The sequence below is a fragment of the Pseudanabaena yagii GIHE-NHR1 genome (assembly GCF_012863495.1).
Classification (GTDB): domain Bacteria; phylum Cyanobacteriota; class Cyanobacteriia; order Pseudanabaenales; family Pseudanabaenaceae; genus Pseudanabaena; species Pseudanabaena yagii.
On sequence record NZ_JAAVJL010000003.1, the window covers coordinates 315,710 to 341,256 of the forward strand.

The window sequence follows — 25,547 nt, forward strand, 5'->3', positions numbered from 1 at the left end:
GTATTTTGTTATATTGATTTGTGTAACTTCAGTGATTTGTATTAATACCTACTCAAGCAAATAAATATATCTAGTCAATATATTATTTAACGAATTTTTGAAGAGATGAGTAGCTTAATAAATGAACAGTCGCCAAAGTAAGAATAATGGTTGGCAATGCATTAAAAACTGCTTGTAAATCAATTGGAAGTCCCATTATTAATACAGAGTTTGACCATCCTAATATGCTAAATAAATTTACAGTAATGATCGTCAAAATGTATAAGTAGTACTTGTGAATAGCAAAAATACCCAAAGAAAACTTCGACAAAAAAATAACAATTTGATTTGATTTTAGAGAATTAATATTGGTACAACTAGTAAAAACTGCTAAAGCTCCACAAACTATTGAAACTCGAGCATAAAGACCAATATTTACATGATATGACCTCAATAAAACATCTTGGCATCCAAACACAAAAAAGCATAGGTATAGCAATAATACATACTTCTTTCTGATTCTTTCATTTTGTTGATTAAATAAAAAATAAGCTATTGGAATATAAACAATAAAATTGTCCAATCTCCAATAAGCTATATATGTTCCTGTAACATTTAATATTTCAAAATAGACTAGGGATAATACGATTAATGATAAAGCTATATTGTTTTTAATGTTGTGTGATTTAATTTTCAAAAAATAATAGGTCATTACTGTTAAAACAATAAGAACAACTATAAAGTAAAACACTGAATCACCAACTATAGGTAATGGTGGAGAAGTTCCAGATAACAATTGGTATATTTGAAGATTAGGTATGTACCAAGAAAAAGTTGTATGTGACCATAGCGATTGTATAAATGATATGCAGTAGTAAATAGAAATATGTATAGTTGTCCAAAAAACAAATATCTCAAACAAACGCTTACATCTATTTATACAATATTCAATACCTGTAGATTGCAATTTTGCTATTAACAAAAATAAAGATGTTAAAATAAATAAAGGTACTGCTAATGGGGTTGATATTAAATATATTTGATCGAGAATAAAATTTGCAATCCCAGAATAACCTAATGTATCTTCACTAATTATACGTACTGGTCTTATATGTAAGATCAACACAAGACAAATACTGATTGCTTTTATAAGATCTAATCTAGTGTCTCTATGCTTATTATCTATTTTTTCTGTGTTTGACATATTCATATTTAGGTTGTATTTGGATTATCAAAATGTAATATTAAGCTTTAATTTAATCAAGCAGATTTTTTGCCTATTAGTAAAACTGACTTCCCTAAACTGTAGAAAATCAATGGATCAATTTTTCTGGATATAGGAACCATAAAATTATCCCAAAATTGGATCTGTTTTAGTGACGGTGTTCTTTGTTTTAAGAATAATTTGTTAACAATATTTGCTATCAATCCAACGCAATCTAAATAAATTAACTTTGTGATTTCAATATTATGTGGCAAGATTTTTCTTATCATTGATTTGTTGTAACGACGATAATGACCAATACTAGAATCGAATGAGGAAAAAAGGCATTGATGAGCTGGACTTAAAACAATCAAGCTACCATTAGTATTTAATAACTGAGTAGCTTTAATAAGTTCTGAGTTATCTTTGTATATGTGTTCTAATACATCTATGTATAAGATTGAATCAAATAAAATATTTTTCTCAAGATTATTAATAGTTCCATTTAGAAAATTATGTTTAGTTGACTGAGATAAATTAAAGTTTAATTTTAAAACTTGTAAAAGAGCATCATCTGGTTCTAAACATAACCATTTATAGTATTGGCAATTTAAAAACATAGTAGTGTTATTCCCTATGCCTGCACCAACCTCTAATACATAACCATGAATAAACTCGGCTATTAAAAACTTTATATAATTTTTCCAATTAGTTGCTTGAGCAAAACCATCTAATTCTTTGCCAATGTATTTAAAGTTAATCATGATTTTATCGACAAAAAACTATCAATGAAGTATTTATAATCACGGATAGGAATGAAGTTAGAGCTATTACGTGTAGATAGAATAATCATACTAAAGATAATTCCTGTAAGTACAAGCTGAAATAAAGTTAAAATTATAAAGCCAAATACGTTAGTAGCCCAACCTGGTATTGCTAAGTTTGTGCCAAATTTAACTACTATAGTGATAAGCAACACTAGCAATGCGATGGCTAATAGGGTAACAACAACCATTAAAATTCTCGTCCCTACAACATCACCATACACAGCGATCGAGCTTAGCCCATGTGTTACGAGCGATACAAGATTCATTTTCGGCTGACCAGCTAATCGCCTTGCTCTAGGTATAGCTACTTCAATATAGGGGATGCGAGAGCGCTGAATACTTGATGAATAGTGATTCCAAATTCCTGAGATAACTACTATATTTTTTAATATTGAATAAGGAATTAAACTGAAATTACCAAAACTTATTTCTTTCCCTACAAGTAATCGATAAATCCTCTTGTAAATTGAGTAAAATGTTTTGAATGTGAAATTTTCAGATCGTTTGCTTCGCTTAGCAAAAATAATTTTATTTTGATCTGTTTTGTCAAAGATATTGAGCAAGTTGTCGATTTCAAAAGGATTATCTTCTCCATCTCCATCCATGACAATAACTAAGTCTGTGGATAATTTTTGATATATGTGGCACAGACCGACAGCGATCGCTCTTTGATGACCAAGGTTGCAGCGTAGTCTAAGAATATTAACAGCTTGAATTTGATGGTACTGCTGATTAGCCAAAGATGTTGGTATTGGAGCTGTTGAATAGTCATCAACAATGACTATTTCTAAGTTCACTGCTTGAGTAAACTTTACTTCATCAATCAAAGGAAGCAATATCTCTAAAGCTTCCCAGTCATTGAACGATGGAATAAGTACGATTAATTTCTTTATTGTATTACTCATTATCTTTATCCTTCTTGCTGTAGTTTATTAGATATATCTGAATCTAGAAGTTTTTTTGACCTTCTAATTTGTTGTAGGAAGTAATTTTTTATTGAATCTGGATTAGTAAAATATACAATCATGATTATTCCAATTAATCGATGAAAACTAATGGGAAAAATATCAAAAGTAGGTACACAAAAAACTAAGAAAATGCCAATTGCTACTGGTATAGGTTTATCTGATCTTCTCGTTATAATCGCCCATAGTGCTACTGGAATTGCAACAATATAATGATGTTCATAAACTGATGGTGAAATTAATAGACCTAATGCAATAGCGTCCATAGAATGCCCGTAGAATCTAAATGCCTCATCCCAACTATCTGGACTTTCCGCGATCGTATATTGCCCTAATTCTTTATAAATTTTTTCTCTCTGAATAAACCGAATAGTGAACCAAACTAAAATTCCTAATGTAATTAGAGTAACAATAATTGGAACAATATCAAAAGAAGTATTGTTTAATTTATTAGGTATCTTAAAGAAGTTATAAATTACGCTGTTAATACTATTGTTTCGGTAAGGAGTTGGCTTGCTGACATTTTTCATGTAATCCAGAAAATACTTTATTAATGTCCAGTCTCGCCCAAAATTTGTCTGTAATATAGCAATAGCACCTATGCCGATAGATGTTGCTATAAGAAGTAGCCATCTTCTCATAGCAATCCAAGGAAGAATTAAAATGAATGGATATAGCTTAATGTGAATCCCAAGTGCTACAGCAAATCCACTAATGAATGGATAGCTTCTTTGGACAAGAAATGCAACTAGAAAACAGTTTAATATCCACAGATTGGTTTGATGAAAATTTAAAGTTCTAAGAACTGAGTTATTAAATAAAAATAGTGATGCAACAATTATAGAAGCAGGAATCGAGCCTAAATTCATTCTTCTAGCGAATTCATAGGTTAGGTAATAAGCTAAAATAACTAGTAGAAACTGACAACATTGAAACAGATAAAAAATTATTTGCCAACCTTGATCGTCATTATCAATAGGTAGGAATGGTATGTGAGTTACTATGGGATGTATGAATGCCATTACCTGTCCTACTAAAGGTGGATAGACATAAGGAGTATCCTGATTGATGTATGGATTAATTCCATTAACTATCGCCTTAGCTCCAAGTTCAAAAGCAATATAATCCGATTTAAATCTCCAATCAAAAGTTGATTCGGAAATATTAAAAAGAAAATTCAAACTTACCAATAGTCCTGCTATCGGTGGAAATATTTCTTTTAAGCTTTTATATCCTCTTTTTTTGATTTCAAACCAAGTAATCAAGGCAATAGTAAATGAGGCTAGTCCTCCGAATATTTCAAATGGCATTCCATTTAATCTTGTAAAGTTTAGAAATGGTGCTGCATTTATCTTTCTTAAGTGCCAAAAGAAAAGTGGTAACAAGACAATGATTGCTAACAGTAAAGAATAAATCAGTAGAGAGGGTATGTAATTTGTGAATCTATGTAATTGAGATGTACTTTTATAATCATCTAATTGTTTGTTTGTCATTATAGAATTTATATCTAGTAGCTTTCTAATGGTTTATTGTTGTTGATGTGCGTACAAAAAACAAAATATTTTAAGTTTAAGTTGAAATTATTAATGATTCGTTATGTATTAGACTTCAAGACGAAATAATTTTTCAGAAAATTCGGATTCGTGAAGTAAACAAGTATTGATAAGCCTAGTAATCTATGGAAGCTGAATGGAAATATTTCACTGGTAGGCATACAAAAAACTAGAAAGACACCACAGTATACTGCTAGAGAATGTTCAGTCCTATGAGTTATAACTGCCCATAATGCCAATGGTATGGCAATTACATAGTGATGTTCCCATACAGATGGGGAAATTAGAAGAATAAATGCGATCGCATCAATTGAGTTTCCATAAAGATAAAAAATTTCAGCAATATCATTCTTTATGATTTTATCATAAATTTGTTTGCGTTGAATAAATCGAATAATAAACCACACAGAGACTAAAAAAGTCAATATAGTAACAACTATAGGAACAAGCTTAAAAAGTATATCTAAATGCAAAACCTTATTAGGTATTTTAACCAAGTTAAATACTAAACTCCATATAGAATTGTTTCTATAATTAGTTGGCTTCTCAGGGTTACTAAGATATGAAAAAAATTGAGACCATAGACTCCAATCATTAAACCAATTTGTTTGAACTGAGACAATGGCTATAACTCCTACAAATGTCCCAATGATAGCTTTCCATCTTTTGGTCGCAATCCAAGGGAGTAATAGAACTAGGTTATAAAGCTTTATATGCGTACCTAAAGCAATAGCAAGCCCACTCAAAAATGGGTAGCGCCTAAGTAAAAGAATACCTAGTAGAAATGAGTTAAGAATCCATAAATTTATTTGATCAAATGTTATGGTTCTAACAAGGGGATAATTAAATAAAAAAATGCCTGAAATCAAAAATGATCCTGTCAGTTTTTTGATTTTTAGATCCTGTACGAATAGAAAGGTCAAATAGTAAGCTAGGGCTATTTGTAAAAACTGAGCGCACTGATAAATGTAAGAAACAGCAGTCCAAGCTTTAATATCATCCGCGAAGGCAAATATAGGGTTATAGACTAAAAATTGGTATAGATATGAGAGAATTTGTGCTGATAGAGGTGGATATAGGTAGCAGGGAGGAGTTCCAGTATAAGGATTAGCGGCATTAATAATTGCTCTGGCAGCATTTTCATAACACATGAAATCACTGCTTTTTACATGAACAGTTTCAACCAAAATAAAGAGATTATTTAAAAGAACTAGCACTGGCAAGACAATAGGAACTATTGTGGATATGCTTTTATTCTTTTGCTGCTTTATTTGTAGCCATGCTATGAATACGAGAATTATTGTAGTAAAGAAACCAAAAATTTCAAAAGGTTGACTATCAATTGTATTAGGAGCGCTTCCGTCATAGGTGGATTCAATGATTGGCAGCCTCAATTTCCAAATTATCAGTGGTAGTATAATTGTTGCTACTAATACTAGAAAAGAGGACAAGGCAAATTGTAATTTTATGATTACACTCTTATTCATGATTCTTACCTGTTTAGGGAGATATTAATAGTAACATACATAAATCATAAATACATCGGCAAAATAACAGGCAATTTGCAAATTTATCCGTCCTTTTTAATTTGTCAGGCTAATTTCCAAAGTACTGCCTCTATCAACTAATTTTTCCTAAGGCGATCGCTGAAATTCCACTCAACATTAGTCCAATCCCAAACCATTGAACAGTTGCCACCTTTTCTCCTAATAAAAAAGCTCCTGTCACTGTTGTTGCCAAAACCGTTAAACCAATGATGACTGGATAAGCGACAGAGAGATTAAACTTACCTAAAACCACAATGTAAAATACTGTACTCAACCCGTAAGCAGTTAACCCTCCTAATAAATAGAAATTCAATGGATTTTGACCAGAACCTAACTTAAGCAGTGCTTGGGCTATGGTATTTAGACCTACTGTAATTAAAATAAGTATTGATGAAATAAGAAAACTTTGCATAATTTACCAAAAAAGGACAGTCTATTTTTTATTGTGAATTGATGATTGGAAATCCCAAAGTTCAATTTGTTTGGGATAAGGTGTTTGCACATATTTACCTAATAGCTTTTCCCACCAGCGAGGTGGATGTGGGAGAGAGGCAACTTGAATGCTTCGACAACCCGATAGCCAAGCACCAAAAACATCTGTATGCCGACTATCGCCAATTACAACAACTTGTTTTGATGATAGTTGCATATGCTTCATCGCTTTGCGAAAAGCACTAGGAAATGGTTTCTTAGCTGGACTAATTGCAGGTATATTGAGATGATGCGACCAATATTCCACGCGATAACGCCTTTTGCCATTTGACAAAAAGAAAAATTGAAATTCTAAATCCTTTGCCTGTGCAATCCAATCTTCGGCATGAGGAGATAGATAGCGATCATCCTCAGAAACGATAGTGTTATCTAGATCGAGGATAACTCCCTTGATTCCCAAAGATACTAAACGATTAAGATCAATAGAAGCCAAAGTATCAGCCTTGCTTGGAAAGGAAGTCATTGTTTAACCTGTTGATTATTTATATTTAAATAAAATTTATATCTCACAAAGTTTTAAGTAATAAATCCGTATTTTTTCAAAACTAGAATGCCAAATGTTATAGCAACCCAAGTTAATACGGTTAGTAAGATCGGTTGATCATTTAGCAAGACTTCTTCTGGGCGCTCAGTTTGACCACCTACCTCGTTATCAGAATTGCGTCGAGCAATCTCTTGGGGATCACTTAACAACTGATAGCGAAAAACACCATACATGACAAAGGGTAATGTGATAAGCATCCATGATGTTGAGGCTCCACGTACAATCGGTCCAGAACTCCAAAGGGCATAGGTAATGATTGTTCCATTAGTTGCTACGGTTTCCATCCGATTCAATAGTGATAGAGAATAGCGTTGGAGGACAGCACGGGATTTCTTGCCCCTTAGTTCTGATAATCTCAGCTCAGCTTTGCGCTTTTCAATGCCTAAAAAAAGAGCAAGCATGGCAGTACAAAGGATGAACCATGAAGATAGGATGATCCCTGTAGCCGCAGCGCCAGCACAGGCTCTTAAAATAAAACCGATCGAAATGGCAACGACATCTAGAATGACAGTACGTTTGAGGCGGAGATTATAGGCAACTTGAAGAAGTGCATAACTTAAAATAGCTAAACCTAATCCTGAGTCCCGCCACCAACTGATAGCTAGAGCCGATAATAGAAAAGTTACTGCCATAGCGATCGCTGTTGGCACAGCAACTAATCCAGAAGCGATCGGACGTTTTGATTTAACTGGATGTTGGCGATCGGACTTTACGTCAAGAATATCGTTAATCAGGTAAAAACTACTGGACGTAGCACAAAAAAGGCAAAAGGCTAGTAGTCCACCCCATAAGGACTTGGTGGTAATTTCAAAGGCAAAAAGAGGAGCTGCAAATACAACTAAGTTCTTAGTCCACTGCTTAGGACGCAATGCTTTCAAATGGGCAGAAAATAACTTTAAACTTGATGCTTTGGGCATTTTTGGGGGATGACTTACGGTTAAGTCTTCGTCAAATTCTAGATTTTGCTCTTCTTTTTCGATTGCCATAAGTTTTGAGGAAGGTATGTAATGAGATCTTAAGTAGTTTTGGCGTTCAATACCTTTCGAGCTTAACTATTTAAACCTGATATATCTTTGTATAAAGATAAGTAACGGTGGGCTTGAACCTCAGGAGCAAACTCACGTAGGCTCTTAGCTCTAGCATCATACTGCAATTTCTGATAACGCTCTGCATCTTCTAACACCCACATAATTCCATGAGCTAGCTCTTCAATTTCAAATGGAGTCACTAGATAGCCATTGCGTTGATGATCAACAATATCTCTTAATCCAGTGTTGCTAAAAGCAACTACAGGAGTACCACAGGAAAGGGATTCAGAAGCTGTTTGACCAAATGCTTCTTGAATTGATGGCACGATGGTGACATCTGCGGCTGAATAGGCTATTGCTAGTGAGATATCATCCTGTAAATAGCCCAAATAATGAGTTCTAAATCCTAAATCAGTTTCTTGATCTGGCTTAGATGCACCAAACACAACTAGCTCTACCCGATCTTGCCAACCATTTTGAGCGATTTTCTGAAGAGCAGGCTGTAATAATTGAAATCCTTTGCGTGGATCAGAGGTTGGGTTGAGTGCTCCAAAAAGGATGAGTTGCTTGTCTTGGGGCAGATTGAGTAAGTTACGAGATACGGAGCGATCAATGGGTTTATATCTCTCAGTATCTAGCCCTAGAGGAATTGTTTCTATCCTTGTATTTTGAAAAATTGAGCTAGCTTTAGCGCATTCCGCCATCCATGAGGACGTTGCGACAATGGTTAGATTGAGATTGCTCCAAGCTTTAACTTTTCTTTCCCATATCCAATGGGACAGATCATTATGGCGATCACTATTTAATTGGGGACAACCACCACAAGATACCTTGTATTTTTCGCATTCTTGGGTATAGACGCAGCCTCCTGTAAAAGGCCACATATCATGTAATGTCCAAACTAGGGGCTTTTTAAACTTTGGCAATGTCTCAATTTGCAGATAGCCATTACAAACCCAGTGCAGATTAATAACATCTGGATTGATGTGAGCAACCTTTGCCGCAAGGACATCAGGAAACCACTGGGGAGAAAACATATCTGATTTATGTTTAGGATAGAGCCGCAGTGGTAGCCCAGAAACAGGTGGTCCCAACTTTGTCAGGAGTGATTTTTCAGGAATCACAGTGCGATCTTTACTAAATTTAGCTCGTACTAGCATTTGTGAAGAGCATCCTATGGACTGCAATCCCTGACTGAGCCTATATGCAGCTCTTGCGCCTCCATTATCAATATCGGAGGTACTCAGATGTAAAATTTTCATGTTTTAGAGAGTATTTGGAGCAAGAGTATCTTAGCTAGGCTTTTTAGTCTGCAATAATCCTTTACGCTCCATCTCTTTCAAAGATGCTTGCAAAACTTCTGGATTAAGTGGTTCTTGATGAAGATACCAATCTAGATATTGGGATAAACCATCCTTGAGAGATGTAGGTTGCCATTCGCCCAATTGAGTCTCATAGTGGCTCATATCAGCAACCGCATGGCGAATATCACCCACACGGAAACGTCCTGAGATCTTATACTCTGCTTTCTTATTTAAAAGTTGAGCGATCGTTTCAACAACATCAATTAACGTCACTGCCTTGCCACTACCGACATTAATCGTGGTGTTCAAAGTCTTTTCGGTAATGATCGATTTCACAACAGCATCAGCAATATCGCCAACAAATACAAAATCTCGTGTCACTAATCCATCTTCAAACAGTTCCAATGGACTTCCTTGAGAGATCGCATTGGTAAAAATACCAATAATGCCAGTATAGGGATTCCCTAACTCTTGTTTGGGACCATATACATTCTGAAAGCGCAACGTTACTAAATCGATCGCTTGACTCTCGCAATAAATTTCTAATAGTTGCTCTTGCCATAGTTTAGTTAATCCATACACAGAGGTAGGTTTGGTGAGATAGGTTTCTCGCATTGGCAAAGGCTGCAAAATCTCCCCTTCAGGACTACAAACCTCCCAGATGCCACGTTGTAGATTTTCTAGGAATCTTCCCTTAGGGTAAAGCACTGACTTGCCGTCAGTGTAAGCGCCATCACCATAGACGGCACGGCTTGAGGATAAAACTACACGGCGCGGTTTGTGATTAAGAGAGGAGATTAGCTCCAATAGTTTCGCTGTACCATTAGCATTGTCCTGTACATAGCGGCTAATTTCGTACATTGACTGTCCAGTACCAGTTTGGGCCACTAAATGAACAACGACATCAGTACCTTCAATTATCTCTTTGTAATTAGCAATGTCTTGGATATCTGCTTTAATACATTGAGCACGAGCTTTAATTTCTGGAGCGAAATCCTGTGACTTAGTATGAACCTGAGGATCTAGAGAATCGAGAACTATGACCTCAAATTCAGGTGGGATCTTTTCAATCAACCACTTGCCAATAAAACCTGCTCCACCAGTAATGAGGATCTTCATAAACATACTTCCTGTGAGTTAATATTTTGGGGGGACTTTAGATAGGCAGCATCCCTATCTATTTTGGTTAGTATTTCTTAAATGTGAAACGACTCATAGCCAGTTCATCTAGCTGTTTATGCTTAATTCTCAAGAACACTTTTCTAAGAAAGTAATAGGGAAAGAAAATGGAAATCTTGGCTTGTTCAAGTAAAAATGGAATTGTTTTCTCTTGATCTTTGGGCTGCTCCGCTTTAATAGAATAGTCATCCAAGATGCTACCAGTTGGCACTCTAAAACCTCGACGATAAACATTCATGTAATTTGAACCATGAACAACTTCGATCCAGACTGGTTTGCAAAATATCTTTTTAGAAGATTGACATACCTCATACAACTCCTTGTGAGGGCGGCACAAGCAAGTATTAAAGGATTCAGGATTATATTTTTCAATTAAACTAATGAAGTGATTGGCTAATTCAAAGTCAAAATAAAGCTTGCCTTCAGCTAATTGATAGCCAAAGAAAAAGTTTAACGTCTCTCCATTCTGTTCCTCGAAGTTGTCTTGAATCAGTTGGACATAGTCCTTATGAATAGCGTCATCATTATCGAGCCAAGTCGTAATTAGATATTCACAGTCGGCTGGAATATATTGACGAACGACATTTCTTACTTCGTCAGGGAATTCACCATAGGGTAAAGGACAATCTAAATATACTGGAACAAAGTTTTCCCATTGCTTGTTATAGTCAGCAATCTTTTGTTTAAAAGGTTCAGGTGTATCAACATCAAAAAAAACTAGCCATTTAAAATTTTGATTTGATTGATTGGAGACAGAGGGAAAACAGAATTGGTCAAATAGATTAAATCGTCTTTCTAACCAAGCAGGCTCACATCCTGGTCTAAGTTCTGGAAAACTTCTGACATTAAATTTAGTTAGAAAAAAATGATTAAACTGTCCCACTTTATTTTGTTTAGTAATTTTTTCAAGATTATTCTCAATCATTGGGTGATTCCTGTAATTTCTACTACTTGACCTGTTTTAGCGCTTTCGTAAGCTGCGTCGACAATCTGCATATTAATTGCTCCCTCAATTCCTCCAGATATAGGTGTAAGTTTAGTCCTAATACATTCAAAAAAATGTGCCATTTGGCGATCATACATCGATTGTGGGAAGTGAACCTTGCGCGGAAAATTAAAACCTGATTTTACCTCCACTATTTCTTCTTGTTTCTTGAATTTAGATAATACACGATTCCAGATGGAACGATCCGCTTCATTTTGTTTTTGGGTACAAGGTAATATTAACCGAGTAGGAAAGATTTGCCCAAATCCATTTGTTCCGTAAAGTTGAGTGCCTGCAAGAGGACTATCAACATAAGGTTGCCACCATCCTGATTCAATGTAGGAAGTTGTACCATTATCCCAATTAATAATGATTATGCTTGTATCATCTACATCGAAATTTTTGTAGTAAGTCCCAATTTTGGCAAACACACTTATAGGTTGTGGGTCATTGAGCAAAAATCTTGCTGTATCAATGGCATGAATACCCACATCAGCGATCGCACCGCCTCCTGCAAGTTTTTTGTCAAGAAACCATCCGCCTGGTCCCCAATGGGTATGGACACCACAGCCCTTAGTGCGAATAATTTTACCGAGTTTGTGGGTCTGAGAGCGCAACCATAAAACCTCTTCATCGAAACGCCAACAGTGGGCAACTACTAATACTGTGTTTGATCGTAAACTTGCTTCTATTACCTCCGCACTTTCAACAGCATTCATCGCCATCGGTTTCTCCACCATGACAGGGATTTTGGCGTTTAGAGCCGCGATCGTTTGGGGAGTATGCAAGAAATTGGGAGTACCAATGACTAAAGCGTCAAACTTCGCCTCAGAAATGGCTTCTTCGAGTGTGGAATACTGATGGGGTATCGCAAATTTTTGAGTAAAGGCAGCAGCTTTATCTAAAAATTTTTCAATTACTGCTACTACCTGTCCTCCTTGGTTTTTCACAGCTGAGGCATGAACATTTGCAATATGTCCTGCCCCAGCAATGGCAATCTTGAGAGTCATAATCTTTTCCTAGCTAATGTTGCAAAAAACTAGAGCAAACTCAACCAAAAAGTAAGGAGGTTGAGTTTGTCTTTACCAAACTCAACCTCCTTACTTTTTAAGAAATGCTTGAAATTGCTTTAATTGCGATAACCACTCTATGGAAAGACGACATCCTTCGTCAAAGGAAACAATTTGTTGATATCCCAGAATTCTCTCTGCTTTGTCAAAAGGAAGTTTATATTGAGATTGCTGTAGCTCTGCCATCATTTCGTTTACGACAGGCTCTGGTTTTTTCTCGGTTTTAGTCAACTCTTCAACCTGTGTTACTGAAGGTTTATTCCGTTTAGGAATTATATTCTTCAGGTTTTGTTTGAAATCTTCGGGGACTGATGCTAGAAATTTCTGTACAAATTGTGAATTTACAACTGAACCAATTAATTCTTGTTTGCGGCTATGTGTAAACTCAGGTACTACAAGATTGGGGATTTGGTTGGGATCAACTCCGAAAGCTTCAGCAAAGGGGCGGTAAAAATCAAACCATGTTACCTGTTCGCGATCGCCTACAAAAAATGCTTCGCCATCTGCTGCGGGAGTTGTCATTCCTAACTGAATTCCATGAATGAGGTTGTCAATATAGACGCTATTACAAACACCTTTACCCTCATTGATGAAGTAGGCTGTTCCTTGGCAAAGCTGATTTGCTAGCTCTGACACCCAACGCGATCGCGGACCAAATACAATTCCAGGTCGGAAAATTACTACCTCTACTGCGCCATTTTGCCTTAATTTCAACAATTTTCGTTCTGCATAGATCTTAGCGGGATGGGCAGGAAATTGTTGCTTTTCCACAAGAGGACTTGCTTCAGTAGTGCCAACCGCAGGCGCAGAACGATGGACAATCATAGAGCTTAAGTAAATTATGCGACGCACTCCTGCTTTCTGAGCTGCTTTATATGCAGGTTCAACACTGCCACGAATTAACCCAGGACTACCTAAGACTGAGTGAATGACTACATCACAACCTTTGAAGGCAGCCGCTAGTTGGGATTGATCAAAAGCACTAGCAATCTGATAATCTAAGTTTTTGGGGGTTAGGCGCTCAGCACTAGCCTGAGAACGCACAATTGGGCGGATTTCATGCCCTTGCTCATAAAATACTTCGGCGGCACGATTGCCAACAAATCCACTGGCTCCAACAATCCCAATTTTCATTTTTCACCTTAAACTCGCTAGGGTTCATAAAAGCATAATGCGTCAAATTAGCAGATCAATATATAGATATAGTCAAGTACATGATGGAATCTATATAGTGTTTCTCAGTCTAATGAAGTACTGGTTTGTGGAAACAACCTTCTGTACTGTGCTGTGCTATATCAAGGTTTTAATATGGTCTGCTAGTCTTAGGGATAGAGCGATGATGGTGAGAGTTGGGTTAGAGTAACCTGCTGTGGGAAAGACAGAACTACCAGCAACAAACAAGTTAGAAACACCATGAACTTTGCAATTAGCATCAACAACGCCTTGTTTAGGATCATTGTTCATACGAGTTGTGCCCATATGGTGATGCATTGCCAAGTTTTCAAATTTCCAGTTTTCGCGTTTGTTAGCAAACTCTAATTTACCAAGCCCAGCTTTATCGAATTCTTCTGCCCAGATTTCCTGTACCCGAATAGCATTTTGAATATCAATGGGATTTAATCGCCACTGAATTTCAACTTTATTTTGTCCTAGGAAATCTTTCTCTGCACTCAAAGTAATGCGGTTATTGGGATCAGGCGCTTGCTCCAGTTGGTAGAAAATTTCAAATTGTGAAAATCTCATTTTTTCATAGGGCAAATAAGACCAATCACCACGACGTAGAGCAGGAATTTTTCTAATGCCTGCCCAGAACCCTGCAGCAAGAATATAGTCACTGCCACTTAAAACTGTACTCAAATTTTTGGTGATATCTTGCAAGGGTTTGCGATCCCGTATTGCCAAAATCATAGAGCGTAATGCTAGGGTTGCTTTCCTCTGACGTTCTTGGGGCCTGGGGAAAAGCTGAGCACCGTTGTTCAAGATATGTTCTTGCCGCATCAGCTCTTCCGAGAGGCGCACCCTTGCCATTACAGGAATACCTTTGGTGCGGTAGATGTCATAAAGGGCTGTTTGCTCTAAAAGGCGATGGTCATAAGGAATCAATGAACAGCTCAGAATTGGACGATCCATGAAATATCGCCCCACTACATCATTTTGATTACCTAAGCCTAGTGTTTGTTGTTGGTTAGATGCTAGTAACAGGCGCGCATTCTCTAAACCTCCAGTTGCTAAAATGAAGATCTTTGCCTTTAACCAAAATTGTTTATCCTTTGATGCAGCAATACGCAGACTTGTCACAGTCTGATTACTTTCATCAGTGACGATCTCCACAACAGTGCCATAAATTATTGTGGTGATGTTATCAGTTTGCCTAATCTGCCTAGGGTATTCCTCTGTGAATGGATACCGAGGTGCATACTGGCTCATAGATGTGCCAATGCGATCGCTTTTAAAAGGTAGACGTACGGCGCGGCGATCTTCCCAATCTTCAGGCTTATAAGCATAGGGTCCTATTTGGCAAACTTGATGTGCTCTTTCATAAAAGGGATCAAGATGCTTTTTTGTAAATGGCCAACCACTATAAGGCAGCCAATCCCTTTGTTCAAAGTCGATCTCATCTAGTGGAAGACAACGAAATCCATATTCTTGATAACCATTTTGCCCTTCCCAAGTATGAGAAGTGCCGCCAAATTGACGCAACCTTGTACTACTGACTACGGGATAAGCATCACCAACGGCATTACCATCACTGAGGGATTGAATCTCTGGATCAAATTCAAAACCACCACTTTCTAGGACAGCTACTTGAAAATTTTGATTAGCAAACTCACGAGCAATGGTAAGCCCTGATGGACCAGAGCCAATAATACAAACATGGGTTTCTAGCGTTTCTTCAGGGGATAGCGATCTTGCATCAATAATCATGAGCGGCTTTTAATGTAGACTTCAAAATCACAAACAGAATCGGTTATGGTTATTTTCGCATTAGCATTTGTTCAACGTAAAAATAACCATAATTAGTAAAGAATATTAATCATCATGGCTTTGCCCCTCAATGACAATTTCTTGATAACTACCAGATCGCACAATTTGTCCATTACTCATTTCATAGACGCGATCACAATGTTCAACGGTTGTTAATCGATGAGCAATCACGATCATTGTTTTTGTACGTCCCAGTTCTCTAAGCGCTTCACTGATTAAACTTTCAGTTTCATTATCTAAGGCAGATGTCGCCTCGTCTAAGACTAAAATTTCGCGCTCGTAGTAGAGCGCCCTTGCAATACCAATTCTCTGACGTTGACCTCCAGATAGACGCACTCCATTCTCGCCAACAAAAGTATGCACACCCTCAGGCAATTGCTCAATTAACTCTGTAAGTTGTGATTTTTTAATTGCAGCGTCTAATTTTTGTTTGTCAATTTGTTCATCAGGTATGCCAAATGCAATATTCCTTTCAATAGTATCGTCCATTAAGAAAATAGACTGGGGAATATAGCCAATTAGATTTTGCCAAGATCTCAGGTCTTTGTATATCGACTCACCATCAACTTGAATATCTCCAGATTCAGGTATTAATAAACCTAAGAATATATCGCTGAGAGTTGTTTTACCTGCGCCTGATTTGCCAATTAGCGCAATTGACTCTCCTTTGCGAATTGTCAAAGAAACATCTTTTAAGGATTGTCTGGCAGCCCCAGGATATGAATAACTTAGCTCGTCGATAACAATTTTGTCTGTAAAAGGATGAACTTGAGTTGTTTTTGAGGAATTTACTTTCCTAGACATTCCTAGGTACTTTAATGACTCTGGGGTTTCTAATTCCTTTAAATCTAAGTAGATTCTATCAAGGGTGGGTTTATTATTCCGTAAGACTCCCATACAGGTTAACAACTGACTAGCTGATGGAATAATCCTTACCGATGCGATCGCGAAAATACCCAAGACAGAAACTAAGCTGTCAGAACGTTCGGCAATAACTAGTGATAAAGATACAAAACCAACTACAAATGTAATCAAAAGCGCTTCGACAACAATTCGAGGAAGTTGTTGGAAGGAGTGAAATAGACTAGCCGCTTTTGAGTACTTATTAGCTTGTGCAAGTAACTGATTTTCAAAAAAGCTCTCACAACCAATCAGTTTTGTCGTCTTTAACCCTCCAATTGCATGGTTGACAACTCGAATTGTTTCTGTATTAGCTTCTAAACCTTCCTTGCCCCAAAGCGCAACCCTATGCCTAAAGTAGTGAAATGGTACGATTGCTACTAAAAGTATTCCAAAAATACTAACTGTCGCCAGTAGATCAGTCTTTGCCATTAACAGCAAAATAACAGCTAGGACAAATGCATTAGCAATTGAGTTGAGAAGTGGCACTGCGATCGAATAAGTAAAGTTAGCAGACTCTGTACCGATATTCTGAATTACATGTGCTGAGTTTGTTTTTAAGTAAAATGTGTAAGGTAATGATAGATAAGTACGCAACATCCTGAGTCGAAGCCATACTTGCTGTGTATAGCAAAACTTTAATACATAATTCTGGATTCGATAGTAGAGAAATGACTTAAAGTAAAAAAGGATAATAATTGCTAATCCAATTAGTGCAATGAATTGATTAATACTTTTTAAGTTGAGATATCCATAAAGACTGTATAGCCATGCGCTACGTTCAATCGTCTCTGGCTTTACAGCTAAGCCAATAAATGGACCAATCAAACCTATACCTATGGCATCCAGCAAAGATATAACAACGAAGAAAAATACAATTAGCAGAAGATCTATTTTTCTAGTTGATATGACAAACAAAAATTGTGACAGATACTTCATTAATCAACGTATCCTTATATAGGATTTGGGGAAATAGTTTTTAAAAAATATTTTAACCTAAAACACAAGAAATTTAAATTTATGAAAAATAATTTATATAAATATACCAGTGATTGGACTTAAGTATGCACCCAAATTCCAAATTATTTTATGATTACTGTAAGTTCATAATATTTTAAAGTAAATAATAATAATCAAATTATTTTGACTATTCCAGATATACTCTCAAGAAGATGGCAAAGAAATATTTGTGAAGTTCTATCTAGTTTTTAAAAAAGCCCAAATTGTTTTAACAGGACATATTTGCTGATTTGCTGAACTGCCATATTCATGTTGACTACTGTCAAAAATCAAGTCGAAGGTGCTGAAATCAAAACACTAAAACAAAACCTATCAAATCTCAGGCTCTGATCATCTAAAGAATGATTGATGTATTTGCGCGCTTTTCATTGGTAAAAGATGGGTATTTTAGGATCTATTCTCTATTAGATAACCAGTGGCAAATCTCACAATCAAGAAAATGAAAGGCAGGAGTTTTGTAATTTAGACTACTTAAACGAATTTGTCTTCAAACGTAATTTAATCTCTTGTGAGCAACTAGATACTAAAAAGCCTGTTGACTAGCATAATATAGTTATAAAAGAAATGATTTTATCAAATACACCTACTCTGAATATTTCAATATGTTTTTATAAAAATACTCATTTCAATTTATACATAAATTCCCCAAACTGAGGTTATATAAAAGTTATGAAAAAGTTATAAGGTTATTTTGTCTTGGTTTGCAAATATTTTTAGCTCTTGTTCTCTTTGCCAAGATATGTACCAAGTAAAGAGTTAGGATTAATCTATAATTAAGTGTTTCAACAAGCAGATAAATTAGAAAATACCTTAATAAAAAACAATCTTTTTCTGTTTGTAACATCAACTATAAATCTAAAATCGTTTTGTACAAGTAATGCGGTCAAGAAATATGATAAGATTTGTAAAGTTTTGTTGGCTTTGCTGTTGATGTCAATATTTATAGTTCAGAATAATAGATAAATTTATCTGTTAAAATGATTAATACATCTGTTTTATGGTAGGAATCAAAAATGTTTTTAAAAGCGTTTATTTGATGGATTTGAACCTGTATACTTGCCTGTTTGATTTCATGATTATTTCCTATCCCTTATAAAAAGCTTACTACGTTATAATTTAAGAAAGTTCATTGCATATGCATAAAGATGCTATTCCTAGCCAAAATTTAATAGTTACTCCTGTATCTATATTATCCTTCGACGAGCAAATCAATCTGATGATAGACTGGGCGAATAAAAGCTTAAGTAAGATGGTTTGTGTTGCTAATGTTCATATGTTAGTTGAAGCTTGGCAAAATTCTCCTTTTGCAGATGTACTGAAAGATGCTGATTTAGTTACACCTGATGGTATGCCTTTAGTGTGGATGATGAAGATGCTAGGGCATCAAAAAGCTCAGAGAGTGGCGGGTATGGATATCTTTCAAGCAGTTTGTAAACAGGCACAGACAAACCAAATTAGTATCTTTCTGCTGGGATCAGAGACTTATGTACTTGATAAAATTAGCCAAAGATTACAAACAGAGTTTCCTGATTTGAAGGTAGCTGGAACCGAATCTCCGCCATTTCGCCCATTGTCTAATACAGCAGATATGGATATGGTACAAATCGTAAATGCCAGTGGAGCAAAAATTTTATTTGTTGCCCTAGGATGCCCTAAGCAAGAGTTATGGATGGCACAGCATCGTGACAAAATTCAAGCTGTTATGATTGGAGTAGGCGGAGTTTTTCCTGTTTATGCTGGAGTACTCAAAGAAACTCCAAAGTTTATGCAAGTGTCTGGGTTAGAGTGGGTATTTCGACTTTCTCAAGAACCTCGTAGGCTCTGGAAACGTTACGCTACAACTATTCCTATTTTTATATGGCTGATGATTAAACAAGTTGTTTATTCTAGTATTAACCAGCAGAAACGCAATACACTTAATTAAGGCTTTATAGATACTAAATAAATCCCAAAATGCTTTCCTTACAAGCATTTTGGGATTTACTAGGTTATGACATCAGGTTAAGATGCTGTATACAACTACTAAAAAATAAGCCTTAAATAGATAGTAAAAACACTACCTATTTAAGGCTTATACAAGCTAATAAACATGGCTATAGCTATATTTACTTGTAGTGATACAAGGATATATATTGACTCGGTCAAGCTTATTACCGTAAATTAAATCCAAGTTCTAATGGGTTAAGATATATATATTCCTTAAGTGTATACAATGCAAATTAGAGACTAATTTGAGATCATCCTTGACTTAGAGTTAGCACTGATCACTTAATCCTCGTATGTACGGAAATCAACATGCAAAGTGAACAACATTCTCAAATATCACCTCAAAAAAGTGATGTGAAGCGCTTTTGGACAACTAATTTAGCGAATGCACAATCGGTAGATGATGAGGGTGGGTTAAAATTTGGAAATGTATTGCAATCCTTGCAGAGACGATTACCTGTAATTGCTAGTGTAACTATTGTAGTGACTTCTTTAGCTGTATTTAGGTCTGCTACGAGTAAACCAAATTACCAATCTGGATTTGAAATTTTAGCCAAACCGATCACGGAAGAGACTCGTGTTATTTCTGCTGTAACCCTAAATAATAGAGATACAGAAGCTACAAAGGATACTAAAGAAGCTATTAGCCCTACGACATTAAAAATATTAAAGAGTTCTAGAATTCTTACTCCGATCGCGGAAAAGCTAAAGGCAAAATACCCAAATATTGATGATGATAGCCTGGCTGAAGGTCTAACGATAAAGACAGAAAATCAAGTTTTAAGTGTCAGTTATCAGGATAAAGACTCTAAAAAAGTCAAGGAAATTCTCGATTTAGTTTCTCAGGCATATCTTGCCTATAGTTTGGAAGAGCGTTTATCTGACGTGCAACAAGGACTTGACTTTGTAAATTCTCAATTACCACAAGTCCAAGAGAGAGTTAGTAATCTTCAGGATAAACTCCAAACTTTTAGACAACAATATAATCTTATTGATCCAGATTCCAGTAGTAAACAACTAGCGGCAGAAACTAGTACTATTGCTCAACAGAAGCTAGAAACTAAAGTCAAACTAGATGAAGCACGTTCGCTATACCAAGATCTAAGTCGGCAAGTATCTGAACCAGTGGATGAAACTAAGGTATCATCACTGCTCCAAGACAACCCAAGATATCAAGCAATTTTAACGCAGATCCAAGTTGTAGATGGTCAAATTGCCAAGGAACTGAGCATATATCAAGAAAATACTGATAAAGTTCAAGCATTAAAGGATCAACGTGCTAATTTGATTCCATTATTACGTCTTGAAGAGGAAAGAGCTAAAGAGCTAGTTGCAAGTCGCATTAGAGATTTAGAAGCACGTAGCGAAATATTAGCACAAGTAGAAGAGAAGCTAAATCAGGAAGTAAAACAGTTATCTAGCATATCTCGACAATATACCGATATTCAGCAAGAAATTAAAATTACTAACGATAATCTCAACCAGTTTTTAACAAAGCGCGAGGCTTTACGTATTGATGCTGGACAACGTAAAACACCTTGGCAAATTTTGACTCCAGTAAAAGACCCTGTATCTTCATCCGCTGATGTTAAACGGAATGGAGTCCTAGGAGCAATACTGGGGCTATTGTTAGGTTCTGGATTGGCTCTACTGCTAGACAAATTGAGTAATTTATTACGTACACCAGATGAAGTTAAAGATGTCGCTAAATTGCCTATTTTAGGAGTGATTCCATTTAACTCAGACTTAAATCAAGAGGAAATTATAGATGATACTTCGGAAATTATTCCTTTAGAGCGAAACTTGATAGAGAATGAGGCTTTACATACCCTTGGGAAACCAACAAAAATTGTGAACTTAAAATATTGGATAAATCGAGCAACTAAGGGGCGAAAGTCTGATTCTAGTTCTATAAAACCTTATTATATGACTTCTATCTTTTTAGAAGCTTTCCGAGCACTTTATACCAATATTCGTTTACTTAACCCTGATTTAGAAGTTCGTTCTATCGTTATTAGTTCCTCTATGCCAAGTGAAGGTAAATCAACATCTTCTGTCTACTTAGCACAGGCAGCAGCAGCATTGGGCAAAAGAGTTCTATTAGTAGATGCAGACTTGCGTCGCCCCAATATCCATGAACAATTGTTACTCAGCAATACTCTTGGACTTAGTAATCTAATTTCCACGGATCTAACTTTTGACCAGGTATTACAGCGATCGCCTATTGAACCAAACTTATCGATTCTTACTTCTGGACAAATACCCCCAGATCCGACGCGGTTACTTTCCTCCCAAAAAATGCAGAATTTGATGCAATTATTTCAGGAAAGTTTTGACTTAGTAATTTATGATACTCCTCCTTTATTAGGGTTGGTTGACTCAAAATTGATTGCTGCAAAAACAGATGGTATTGTTATTGTGGTTGGATTGGATAAGGCTAAAGCTTCTAATCTGACACAGGCTCTAGACCTACTAAGCAATTCTCCAATAGGAGTCTTTGGGGTAATTGTGAATGGTTCAAAAGATTATGATGCTGATCTCAATAAAACCTATAGTCTGTATTAGATTAAATAAAATTATTATTACATCTTTGCAAGTTACCCTTATTACTCTAATATTTGCCTTTAGGTAGATGCTTCCATACGTGAAGATATCTCTTAAGAGATTATGGAACCCTTGATTTTTTTTGCTGTTATTTGGTTATTGTGGTTGATTAGTTCTAGATCGTGGAAACGACGATTTGTACTGCCATTAGCTATTATCGGATTGCTTTACCTATTTATAACTTCTCCAATTATGCTTGCTTTGGCAAGCCAAGGGTTGACTTTTGCTATTCCTCAAGACTCTGGAGAGAATGCTGATGCTATTGTGATTTTAGGACGAGGTGAATCCTTACGATCGCCACGAGTGGATTTAGGTAATGAACTCTGGCAACAGAAGCGTGCTCCTAAAATATTTGTTAGTGGAATGCTGGATGCTCAGGAAATTGCTACACATCTAAAACAAAAAGGAGTACCCCATTTCAAAATTAGTGGAGAAAGTTGCTCGCAGAGTACGGAAGAAAATGCTCAATTTACGACAGCATTACTTTACCCACAAGGTATTCAGAAAATCTTACTGGTAACTGATGTTCCACATATGTTGCGATCGCAAATTTTATTTCAAAGCTATGGGTTTAAAGTTATTCCTCGTATGATTCCTTTACCTGTGCAATGGAGTAATAATAAGCAACTCAAGGCTGTTTTACGAGAATACGCAGCTTTAATTCATTATCAATGGAATGGGTATTTAAGAAATAGAACTCAAGAAGAAATTGTGAATCCATCTGAAAAGGTTAGCGATCGCCTTAAGAATTGGAATTGCCGAATTAACATCTAAAGTATAGTCGCATCTAGTTGATAGCTGGAACCAAGAAGAGAGTTGCGGCGCTTCGCGACACAACTCTCTTCTTGGTTTTATAGCTTAACTTGATTGGCTATAGCTATAGCTCTGAGTAGTTCGTAGCAAAGAATTTATATTGAGGTTTTACGGCAATACTCAAAACTAAATTAATTTAGTTTTGAGTATTGCCTGATCGGTAGATGTGATTTTTTCGATAGGGGCTAAAATATACTGAGATTAAAGTTTCTTAATATTTAGGCAATTGTATCGTGCTAATTCAATCAGACTGGCTCAAAAGGCTACGAGGTCACTCGTTTGACCTAGAGTTAGGGGCGATCGCTATTATTTATTTTGTCCAAGGCGCAATGGCAATCTCGCAGCTTGCCGTCAGTTTCTTTCTTAAGGATGACTTAGGTCTTAGCCCTGCGGAAGTTGCATCAATGGTGGGAATTACAATGATCCCTTGGACAATTAAGCCCCTCTATGGTCTGATTTCCGACGGATTCCCTATATTTGGTTATCGCCGCCGCCCATACCTACTAATTTCAAGTGTGCTAGGGATTTTTGCATGGTCAAGTATGGGGCTATGGGTGGCAACTCCGTTTTGGGCGATCGCCATGATTGCCTTCGGTTCTCTTTCACTAGCTTGTTCGGATGCAATTACTGATGCCTTGATTGTGCAGCGCGCAAGACTGGAGCCAGAGGGAGATGCAGGATCTTTGCAGTCATTTAGCTGGATTGCCTCATCCATTGGCGCAATTATGTCTGCCTATTTGAGTGGATATTTGCTAGAGCATTTCGGTGCGAAGTTTGTATTTGAGATTACGGCAATTTTGCCTCTATTGGTAGGGATTTCTGCCTTTGCGATCGCTGATCCACCGATGTCCACGGTATATATTGTTGCGCCTGACAAATCGGCAACTAATCTTGAATCGGCGACACCTGCGGCTCTATCTCGAAATTCACAGTTATGGATGTCGCTGAAGTTTAACTTTGGTCAGTTACGCCAAGCCTTTACCAACAAAGCCATTTGGCTCCCGACACTTTTCTTGTTTATCTGGCAAGCAACGCCCAGTTCAGATACTGCGTTTTTCTATTTCACTACTAATGAACTGAAGTTTAACCCTGAATTTTTAGGGACAATCAAGTTCTTTGCAAGCTGGGCAGGTTTACTCGGCGTATGGCTATTTCAACGCTTTTTTAAAGCAGTACCAACCCGCAAAATTTTCTTTTGGACTACGATTATTTCCACAGTTTTAGGACTAACCAGTTTATTACTTGTGACCCATACCAATAGAGCCTTAGGCATTGACGATCGCTGGTTTAGTCTTGGTGATAGTCTGATTTTGACGGTTGCGGGCAGAATTGCGTTTATGCCTGTTTTGGTTTTGGCAGCAAGGCTTTGCCCTGAAGGGATCGAAGCGACTTTATTTGCGTTGTTGATGTCGGTTATTAATATCTCAGCGCTCTGTTCATTTCAATTAGGGGCTGTGCTAACCCATTTTCTAGGGGTTACGGAATCCAATTTCGATAATCTTTGGTTATTGATTACAATTGCGAATATCAGTAGTCTCTTGCCACTGCCATTCTTAAAATGGTTGCCTGACGAAAAGAATGGTAAGTTTCACCAGTCTAATCAAACGACAGCTTTACCTGAGTCGCAATCTTTAGACATCAAAAATCCATTGGCTGGCGAGCAACCTGAAGTGGTTTTACAAGAAAATCCATAGATTAAAAAATGGAAATCGACTACATTGCTTTATTTGTTTCTGATGTGGGGCGATCTCTAATCTTTTATCGCGATGCGTTAGGATTTCGCTTTGAGAAACCTGCTAAACCTGATAGTGCTGAGGGTTATAGTGGCAATCTGAAAATAGGACTTTATGATCGCAGTTGGTTGCCAAAATTATTTGGCGATCGTGGTAAGCAAATTATCAGTGGTAATCCCTTTTTACTATCAATGACCGTTGATGATCTCGATCTGGTCTACCAAGAATTATGCGATCGGCAGACTCGTCATAATGTGGACATAATTGCACCGCCACAAGTTATGCCTTGGGGACAAAGAATTCTATTTTTGAGAGATCCTGATGGCAATCTTCTGGAAATTGTACAAGTTGTGAACTAAGGTACTGATTTCGCTAAACCGCTCAAGTCATGGAATAAATTCTAGGAGAGAGTTGCGGCAATTCGTGCCGCAACTCTCTCCTAGCTATCTCTTACATTTCTATATCATCAATGTTTTTTTCGCCACAGATGATAGACCATTGCCCCAAGAAATGCTCCCGTTAAAGCTAAGGGAATTAACATTAAAGGTAATAAAACTAGTCCTACACCTTCAGCCGCAGCAGGAGGGCTGTCTGAAGAACGTTGCAAACCGCCCCGCGATCGTACTGCTAAATCTAGTAAGTATACAAATCCCATCACAGAGACGATACAAAATAGTGTAGCCCCTATAAAAACAAAAATCCCTAGTATCATAGATCTCTCATGAAGTCCTGCAATGAAACCGCATACTATCCCCACAAAGGAGCCTATAGCAAAAGTGTAAGTCAATGTTTCAAGCATTAAGATTTACTCACTAAAAGTAATCCTATT

At 36.7% G+C, this 25,547-nt stretch carries 21 protein-coding genes; 5 read left to right on the top strand and 16 right to left on the bottom strand.

Annotation, left to right across the window (positions count from 1 at the left end; all coding sequences use genetic code 11):
- Positions 1 to 82: 82 nt before the first annotated feature.
- From HC246_RS21640 to HC246_RS21710, 15 genes are all read right to left on the bottom strand, one after another.
- A complete protein-coding gene (locus HC246_RS21640) occupies positions 83 to 1,183 on the bottom strand; it encodes an acyltransferase family protein (RefSeq protein ID WP_169365496.1) in 1,101 nt (366 codons plus the stop codon).
- 56 nt (positions 1,184 to 1,239) lie between these two features.
- Positions 1,240 to 1,947, bottom strand: a complete 708-nt coding sequence (locus tag HC246_RS21645; RefSeq protein ID WP_169365497.1) for a class I SAM-dependent methyltransferase — start codon at positions 1,945 to 1,947, stop codon at positions 1,240 to 1,242.
- Positions 1,944 to 2,915 carry a glycosyltransferase gene (locus HC246_RS21650; protein ID WP_169365498.1) on the bottom strand — a complete coding sequence of 324 codons (972 nt, stop codon included), beginning with the start codon at positions 2,913 to 2,915 and terminating at the stop codon, positions 1,944 to 1,946. Before HC246_RS21650 ends, HC246_RS21645 begins: the two co-directional genes overlap by 4 nt.
- A gap of 5 nt (positions 2,916 to 2,920) precedes the next feature.
- On the bottom strand, positions 2,921 to 4,468 hold the full coding sequence (locus HC246_RS21655; protein ID WP_169365499.1) for a glycosyltransferase family 87 protein: 1,548 nt from the start codon (positions 4,466 to 4,468) through the stop codon (positions 2,921 to 2,923).
- A 101-nt stretch (positions 4,469 to 4,569) separates the two neighbouring features.
- A complete protein-coding gene (locus HC246_RS21660) occupies positions 4,570 to 6,015 on the bottom strand; it encodes a glycosyltransferase family 87 protein (RefSeq protein ID WP_169365500.1) in 1,446 nt (481 codons plus the stop codon).
- A gap of 133 nt (positions 6,016 to 6,148) precedes the next feature.
- Positions 6,149 to 6,487: an SMR family transporter gene (locus tag HC246_RS21665; RefSeq protein ID WP_169365501.1), complete on the bottom strand. Its 339-nt coding sequence runs from the start codon at positions 6,485 to 6,487 to the stop codon at positions 6,149 to 6,151.
- 21 nt (positions 6,488 to 6,508) lie between these two features.
- Positions 6,509 to 7,030 (bottom strand): YqeG family HAD IIIA-type phosphatase, encoded by a 522-nt coding sequence (locus HC246_RS21670; protein ID WP_169365502.1) that lies wholly within the window; start codon positions 7,028 to 7,030, stop codon positions 6,509 to 6,511.
- A gap of 53 nt (positions 7,031 to 7,083) precedes the next feature.
- A complete protein-coding gene (locus tag HC246_RS21675; protein ID WP_169365641.1) occupies positions 7,084 to 8,028 on the bottom strand; it encodes a decaprenyl-phosphate phosphoribosyltransferase in 945 nt (314 codons plus the stop codon).
- A gap of 131 nt (positions 8,029 to 8,159) precedes the next feature.
- Positions 8,160 to 9,401 (bottom strand): glycosyltransferase family 4 protein, encoded by a 1,242-nt coding sequence (locus tag HC246_RS21680; RefSeq protein ID WP_169365503.1) that lies wholly within the window; start codon positions 9,399 to 9,401, stop codon positions 8,160 to 8,162.
- Between the two features lie 30 nt (positions 9,402 to 9,431).
- Entirely contained in the window at positions 9,432 to 10,562 is a 1,131-nt protein-coding gene (locus HC246_RS21685) for an NAD-dependent epimerase/dehydratase family protein (protein WP_169365504.1), read from the bottom strand.
- A 67-nt stretch (positions 10,563 to 10,629) separates the two neighbouring features.
- Positions 10,630 to 11,547, bottom strand: a complete 918-nt coding sequence (locus HC246_RS21690; protein ID WP_211167902.1) for a glycosyltransferase — start codon at positions 11,545 to 11,547, stop codon at positions 10,630 to 10,632.
- Positions 11,544 to 12,617 carry a Gfo/Idh/MocA family protein gene (locus HC246_RS21695; protein WP_169365505.1) on the bottom strand — a complete coding sequence of 358 codons (1,074 nt, stop codon included), beginning with the start codon at positions 12,615 to 12,617 and terminating at the stop codon, positions 11,544 to 11,546. The genes HC246_RS21690 and HC246_RS21695 overlap by 4 nt, the downstream gene beginning before the upstream one ends.
- 90 nt (positions 12,618 to 12,707) lie before the next feature.
- Complete coding sequence (locus tag HC246_RS21700) at positions 12,708 to 13,811, bottom strand: NAD-dependent epimerase/dehydratase family protein (protein WP_169365506.1); 1,104 nt, start codon at positions 13,809 to 13,811, stop codon at positions 12,708 to 12,710.
- Positions 13,812 to 13,967: 156 nt separating this feature from the next.
- Positions 13,968 to 15,602 carry a GMC oxidoreductase gene (locus tag HC246_RS21705; RefSeq protein ID WP_169365507.1) on the bottom strand — a complete coding sequence of 545 codons (1,635 nt, stop codon included), beginning with the start codon at positions 15,600 to 15,602 and terminating at the stop codon, positions 13,968 to 13,970.
- A gap of 105 nt (positions 15,603 to 15,707) precedes the next feature.
- Positions 15,708 to 17,501 (bottom strand): ABC transporter ATP-binding protein, encoded by a 1,794-nt coding sequence (locus HC246_RS21710; RefSeq protein WP_169365508.1) that lies wholly within the window; start codon positions 17,499 to 17,501, stop codon positions 15,708 to 15,710.
- Positions 17,502 to 18,717: 1,216 nt separating this feature from the next.
- Here HC246_RS21710 and HC246_RS21715 point away from each other — a divergent pair.
- The 5 genes from HC246_RS21715 to HC246_RS21735 all read left to right on the top strand — a co-directional run bounded on the left by HC246_RS21715 (position 18,718) and on the right by HC246_RS21735 (position 25,077).
- The gene (locus HC246_RS21715) at positions 18,718 to 19,506 is read left to right on the top strand and encodes a WecB/TagA/CpsF family glycosyltransferase (RefSeq protein WP_169365509.1); all 789 of its coding nucleotides are present in this window, start codon (positions 18,718 to 18,720) and stop codon (positions 19,504 to 19,506) included.
- 371 nt (positions 19,507 to 19,877) lie between these two features.
- Positions 19,878 to 22,133, top strand: coding sequence for a GumC family protein (locus HC246_RS21720; RefSeq protein ID WP_169365510.1), 2,256 nt, complete (start codon positions 19,878 to 19,880; stop codon positions 22,131 to 22,133).
- Positions 22,134 to 22,235: 102 nt separating this feature from the next.
- Positions 22,236 to 22,946 carry a YdcF family protein gene (locus tag HC246_RS21725; protein WP_169365511.1) on the top strand — a complete coding sequence of 237 codons (711 nt, stop codon included), beginning with the start codon at positions 22,236 to 22,238 and terminating at the stop codon, positions 22,944 to 22,946.
- Between the two features lie 272 nt (positions 22,947 to 23,218).
- Positions 23,219 to 24,679 (top strand): folate/biopterin family MFS transporter, encoded by a 1,461-nt coding sequence (locus tag HC246_RS21730; protein ID WP_169365512.1) that lies wholly within the window; start codon positions 23,219 to 23,221, stop codon positions 24,677 to 24,679.
- A gap of 8 nt (positions 24,680 to 24,687) precedes the next feature.
- Complete coding sequence (locus HC246_RS21735) at positions 24,688 to 25,077, top strand: VOC family protein (RefSeq protein ID WP_169365513.1); 390 nt, start codon at positions 24,688 to 24,690, stop codon at positions 25,075 to 25,077.
- Between the two features lie 107 nt (positions 25,078 to 25,184).
- Here HC246_RS21735 and HC246_RS21740 read toward each other — a convergent pair whose 3' ends face one another.
- Positions 25,185 to 25,373 (bottom strand): hypothetical protein, encoded by a 189-nt coding sequence (locus HC246_RS21740; protein WP_169365514.1) that lies wholly within the window; start codon positions 25,371 to 25,373, stop codon positions 25,185 to 25,187.
- Positions 25,374 to 25,547: the final 174 nt, after the last annotated feature.

Excerpts from the sequence above, each read along its gene's own strand:
- HC246_RS21640 (WP_169365496.1), bottom strand. The coding sequence starts at position 1,183 with ATGTCAAACACAGAAAAAATAGATAATAAGCATAGAGACACTAGATTA.
- HC246_RS21645 (WP_169365497.1), bottom strand. The coding sequence starts at position 1,947 with ATGATTAACTTTAAATACATTGGCAAAGAATTAGATGGTTTTGCTCAA.
- HC246_RS21650 (WP_169365498.1), bottom strand. The coding sequence starts at position 2,915 with ATGAGTAATACAATAAAGAAATTAATCGTACTTATTCCATCGTTCAAT.
- HC246_RS21655 (WP_169365499.1), bottom strand. The coding sequence starts at position 4,468 with ATGACAAACAAACAATTAGATGATTATAAAAGTACATCTCAATTACAT.
- HC246_RS21660 (WP_169365500.1), bottom strand. The coding sequence starts at position 6,015 with ATGAATAAGAGTGTAATCATAAAATTACAATTTGCCTTGTCCTCTTTT.
- HC246_RS21665 (WP_169365501.1), bottom strand. The coding sequence starts at position 6,487 with ATGCAAAGTTTTCTTATTTCATCAATACTTATTTTAATTACAGTAGGT.
- HC246_RS21670 (WP_169365502.1), bottom strand. The coding sequence starts at position 7,030 with ATGACTTCCTTTCCAAGCAAGGCTGATACTTTGGCTTCTATTGATCTT.
- HC246_RS21675 (WP_169365641.1), bottom strand. The coding sequence starts at position 8,028 with ATGCCCAAAGCATCAAGTTTAAAGTTATTTTCTGCCCATTTGAAAGCA.
- HC246_RS21680 (WP_169365503.1), bottom strand. The coding sequence starts at position 9,401 with ATGAAAATTTTACATCTGAGTACCTCCGATATTGATAATGGAGGCGCA.
- HC246_RS21685 (WP_169365504.1), bottom strand. The coding sequence starts at position 10,562 with ATGAAGATCCTCATTACTGGTGGAGCAGGTTTTATTGGCAAGTGGTTG.
- HC246_RS21690 (WP_211167902.1), bottom strand. The coding sequence starts at position 11,547 with ATGATTGAGAATAATCTTGAAAAAATTACTAAACAAAATAAAGTGGGA.
- HC246_RS21695 (WP_169365505.1), bottom strand. The coding sequence starts at position 12,617 with ATGACTCTCAAGATTGCCATTGCTGGGGCAGGACATATTGCAAATGTT.
- HC246_RS21700 (WP_169365506.1), bottom strand. The coding sequence starts at position 13,811 with ATGAAAATTGGGATTGTTGGAGCCAGTGGATTTGTTGGCAATCGTGCC.
- HC246_RS21705 (WP_169365507.1), bottom strand. The coding sequence starts at position 15,602 with ATGATTATTGATGCAAGATCGCTATCCCCTGAAGAAACGCTAGAAACC.
- HC246_RS21710 (WP_169365508.1), bottom strand. The coding sequence starts at position 17,501 with ATGAAGTATCTGTCACAATTTTTGTTTGTCATATCAACTAGAAAAATA.
- HC246_RS21715 (WP_169365509.1), top strand. The coding sequence starts at position 18,718 with ATGCATAAAGATGCTATTCCTAGCCAAAATTTAATAGTTACTCCTGTA.
- HC246_RS21720 (WP_169365510.1), top strand. The coding sequence starts at position 19,878 with ATGCAAAGTGAACAACATTCTCAAATATCACCTCAAAAAAGTGATGTG.
- HC246_RS21725 (WP_169365511.1), top strand. The coding sequence starts at position 22,236 with ATGGAACCCTTGATTTTTTTTGCTGTTATTTGGTTATTGTGGTTGATT.
- HC246_RS21735 (WP_169365513.1), top strand. The coding sequence starts at position 24,688 with ATGGAAATCGACTACATTGCTTTATTTGTTTCTGATGTGGGGCGATCT.
- HC246_RS21740 (WP_169365514.1), bottom strand. The coding sequence starts at position 25,373 with ATGGGATTTGTATACTTACTAGATTTAGCAGTACGATCGCGGGGCGGT.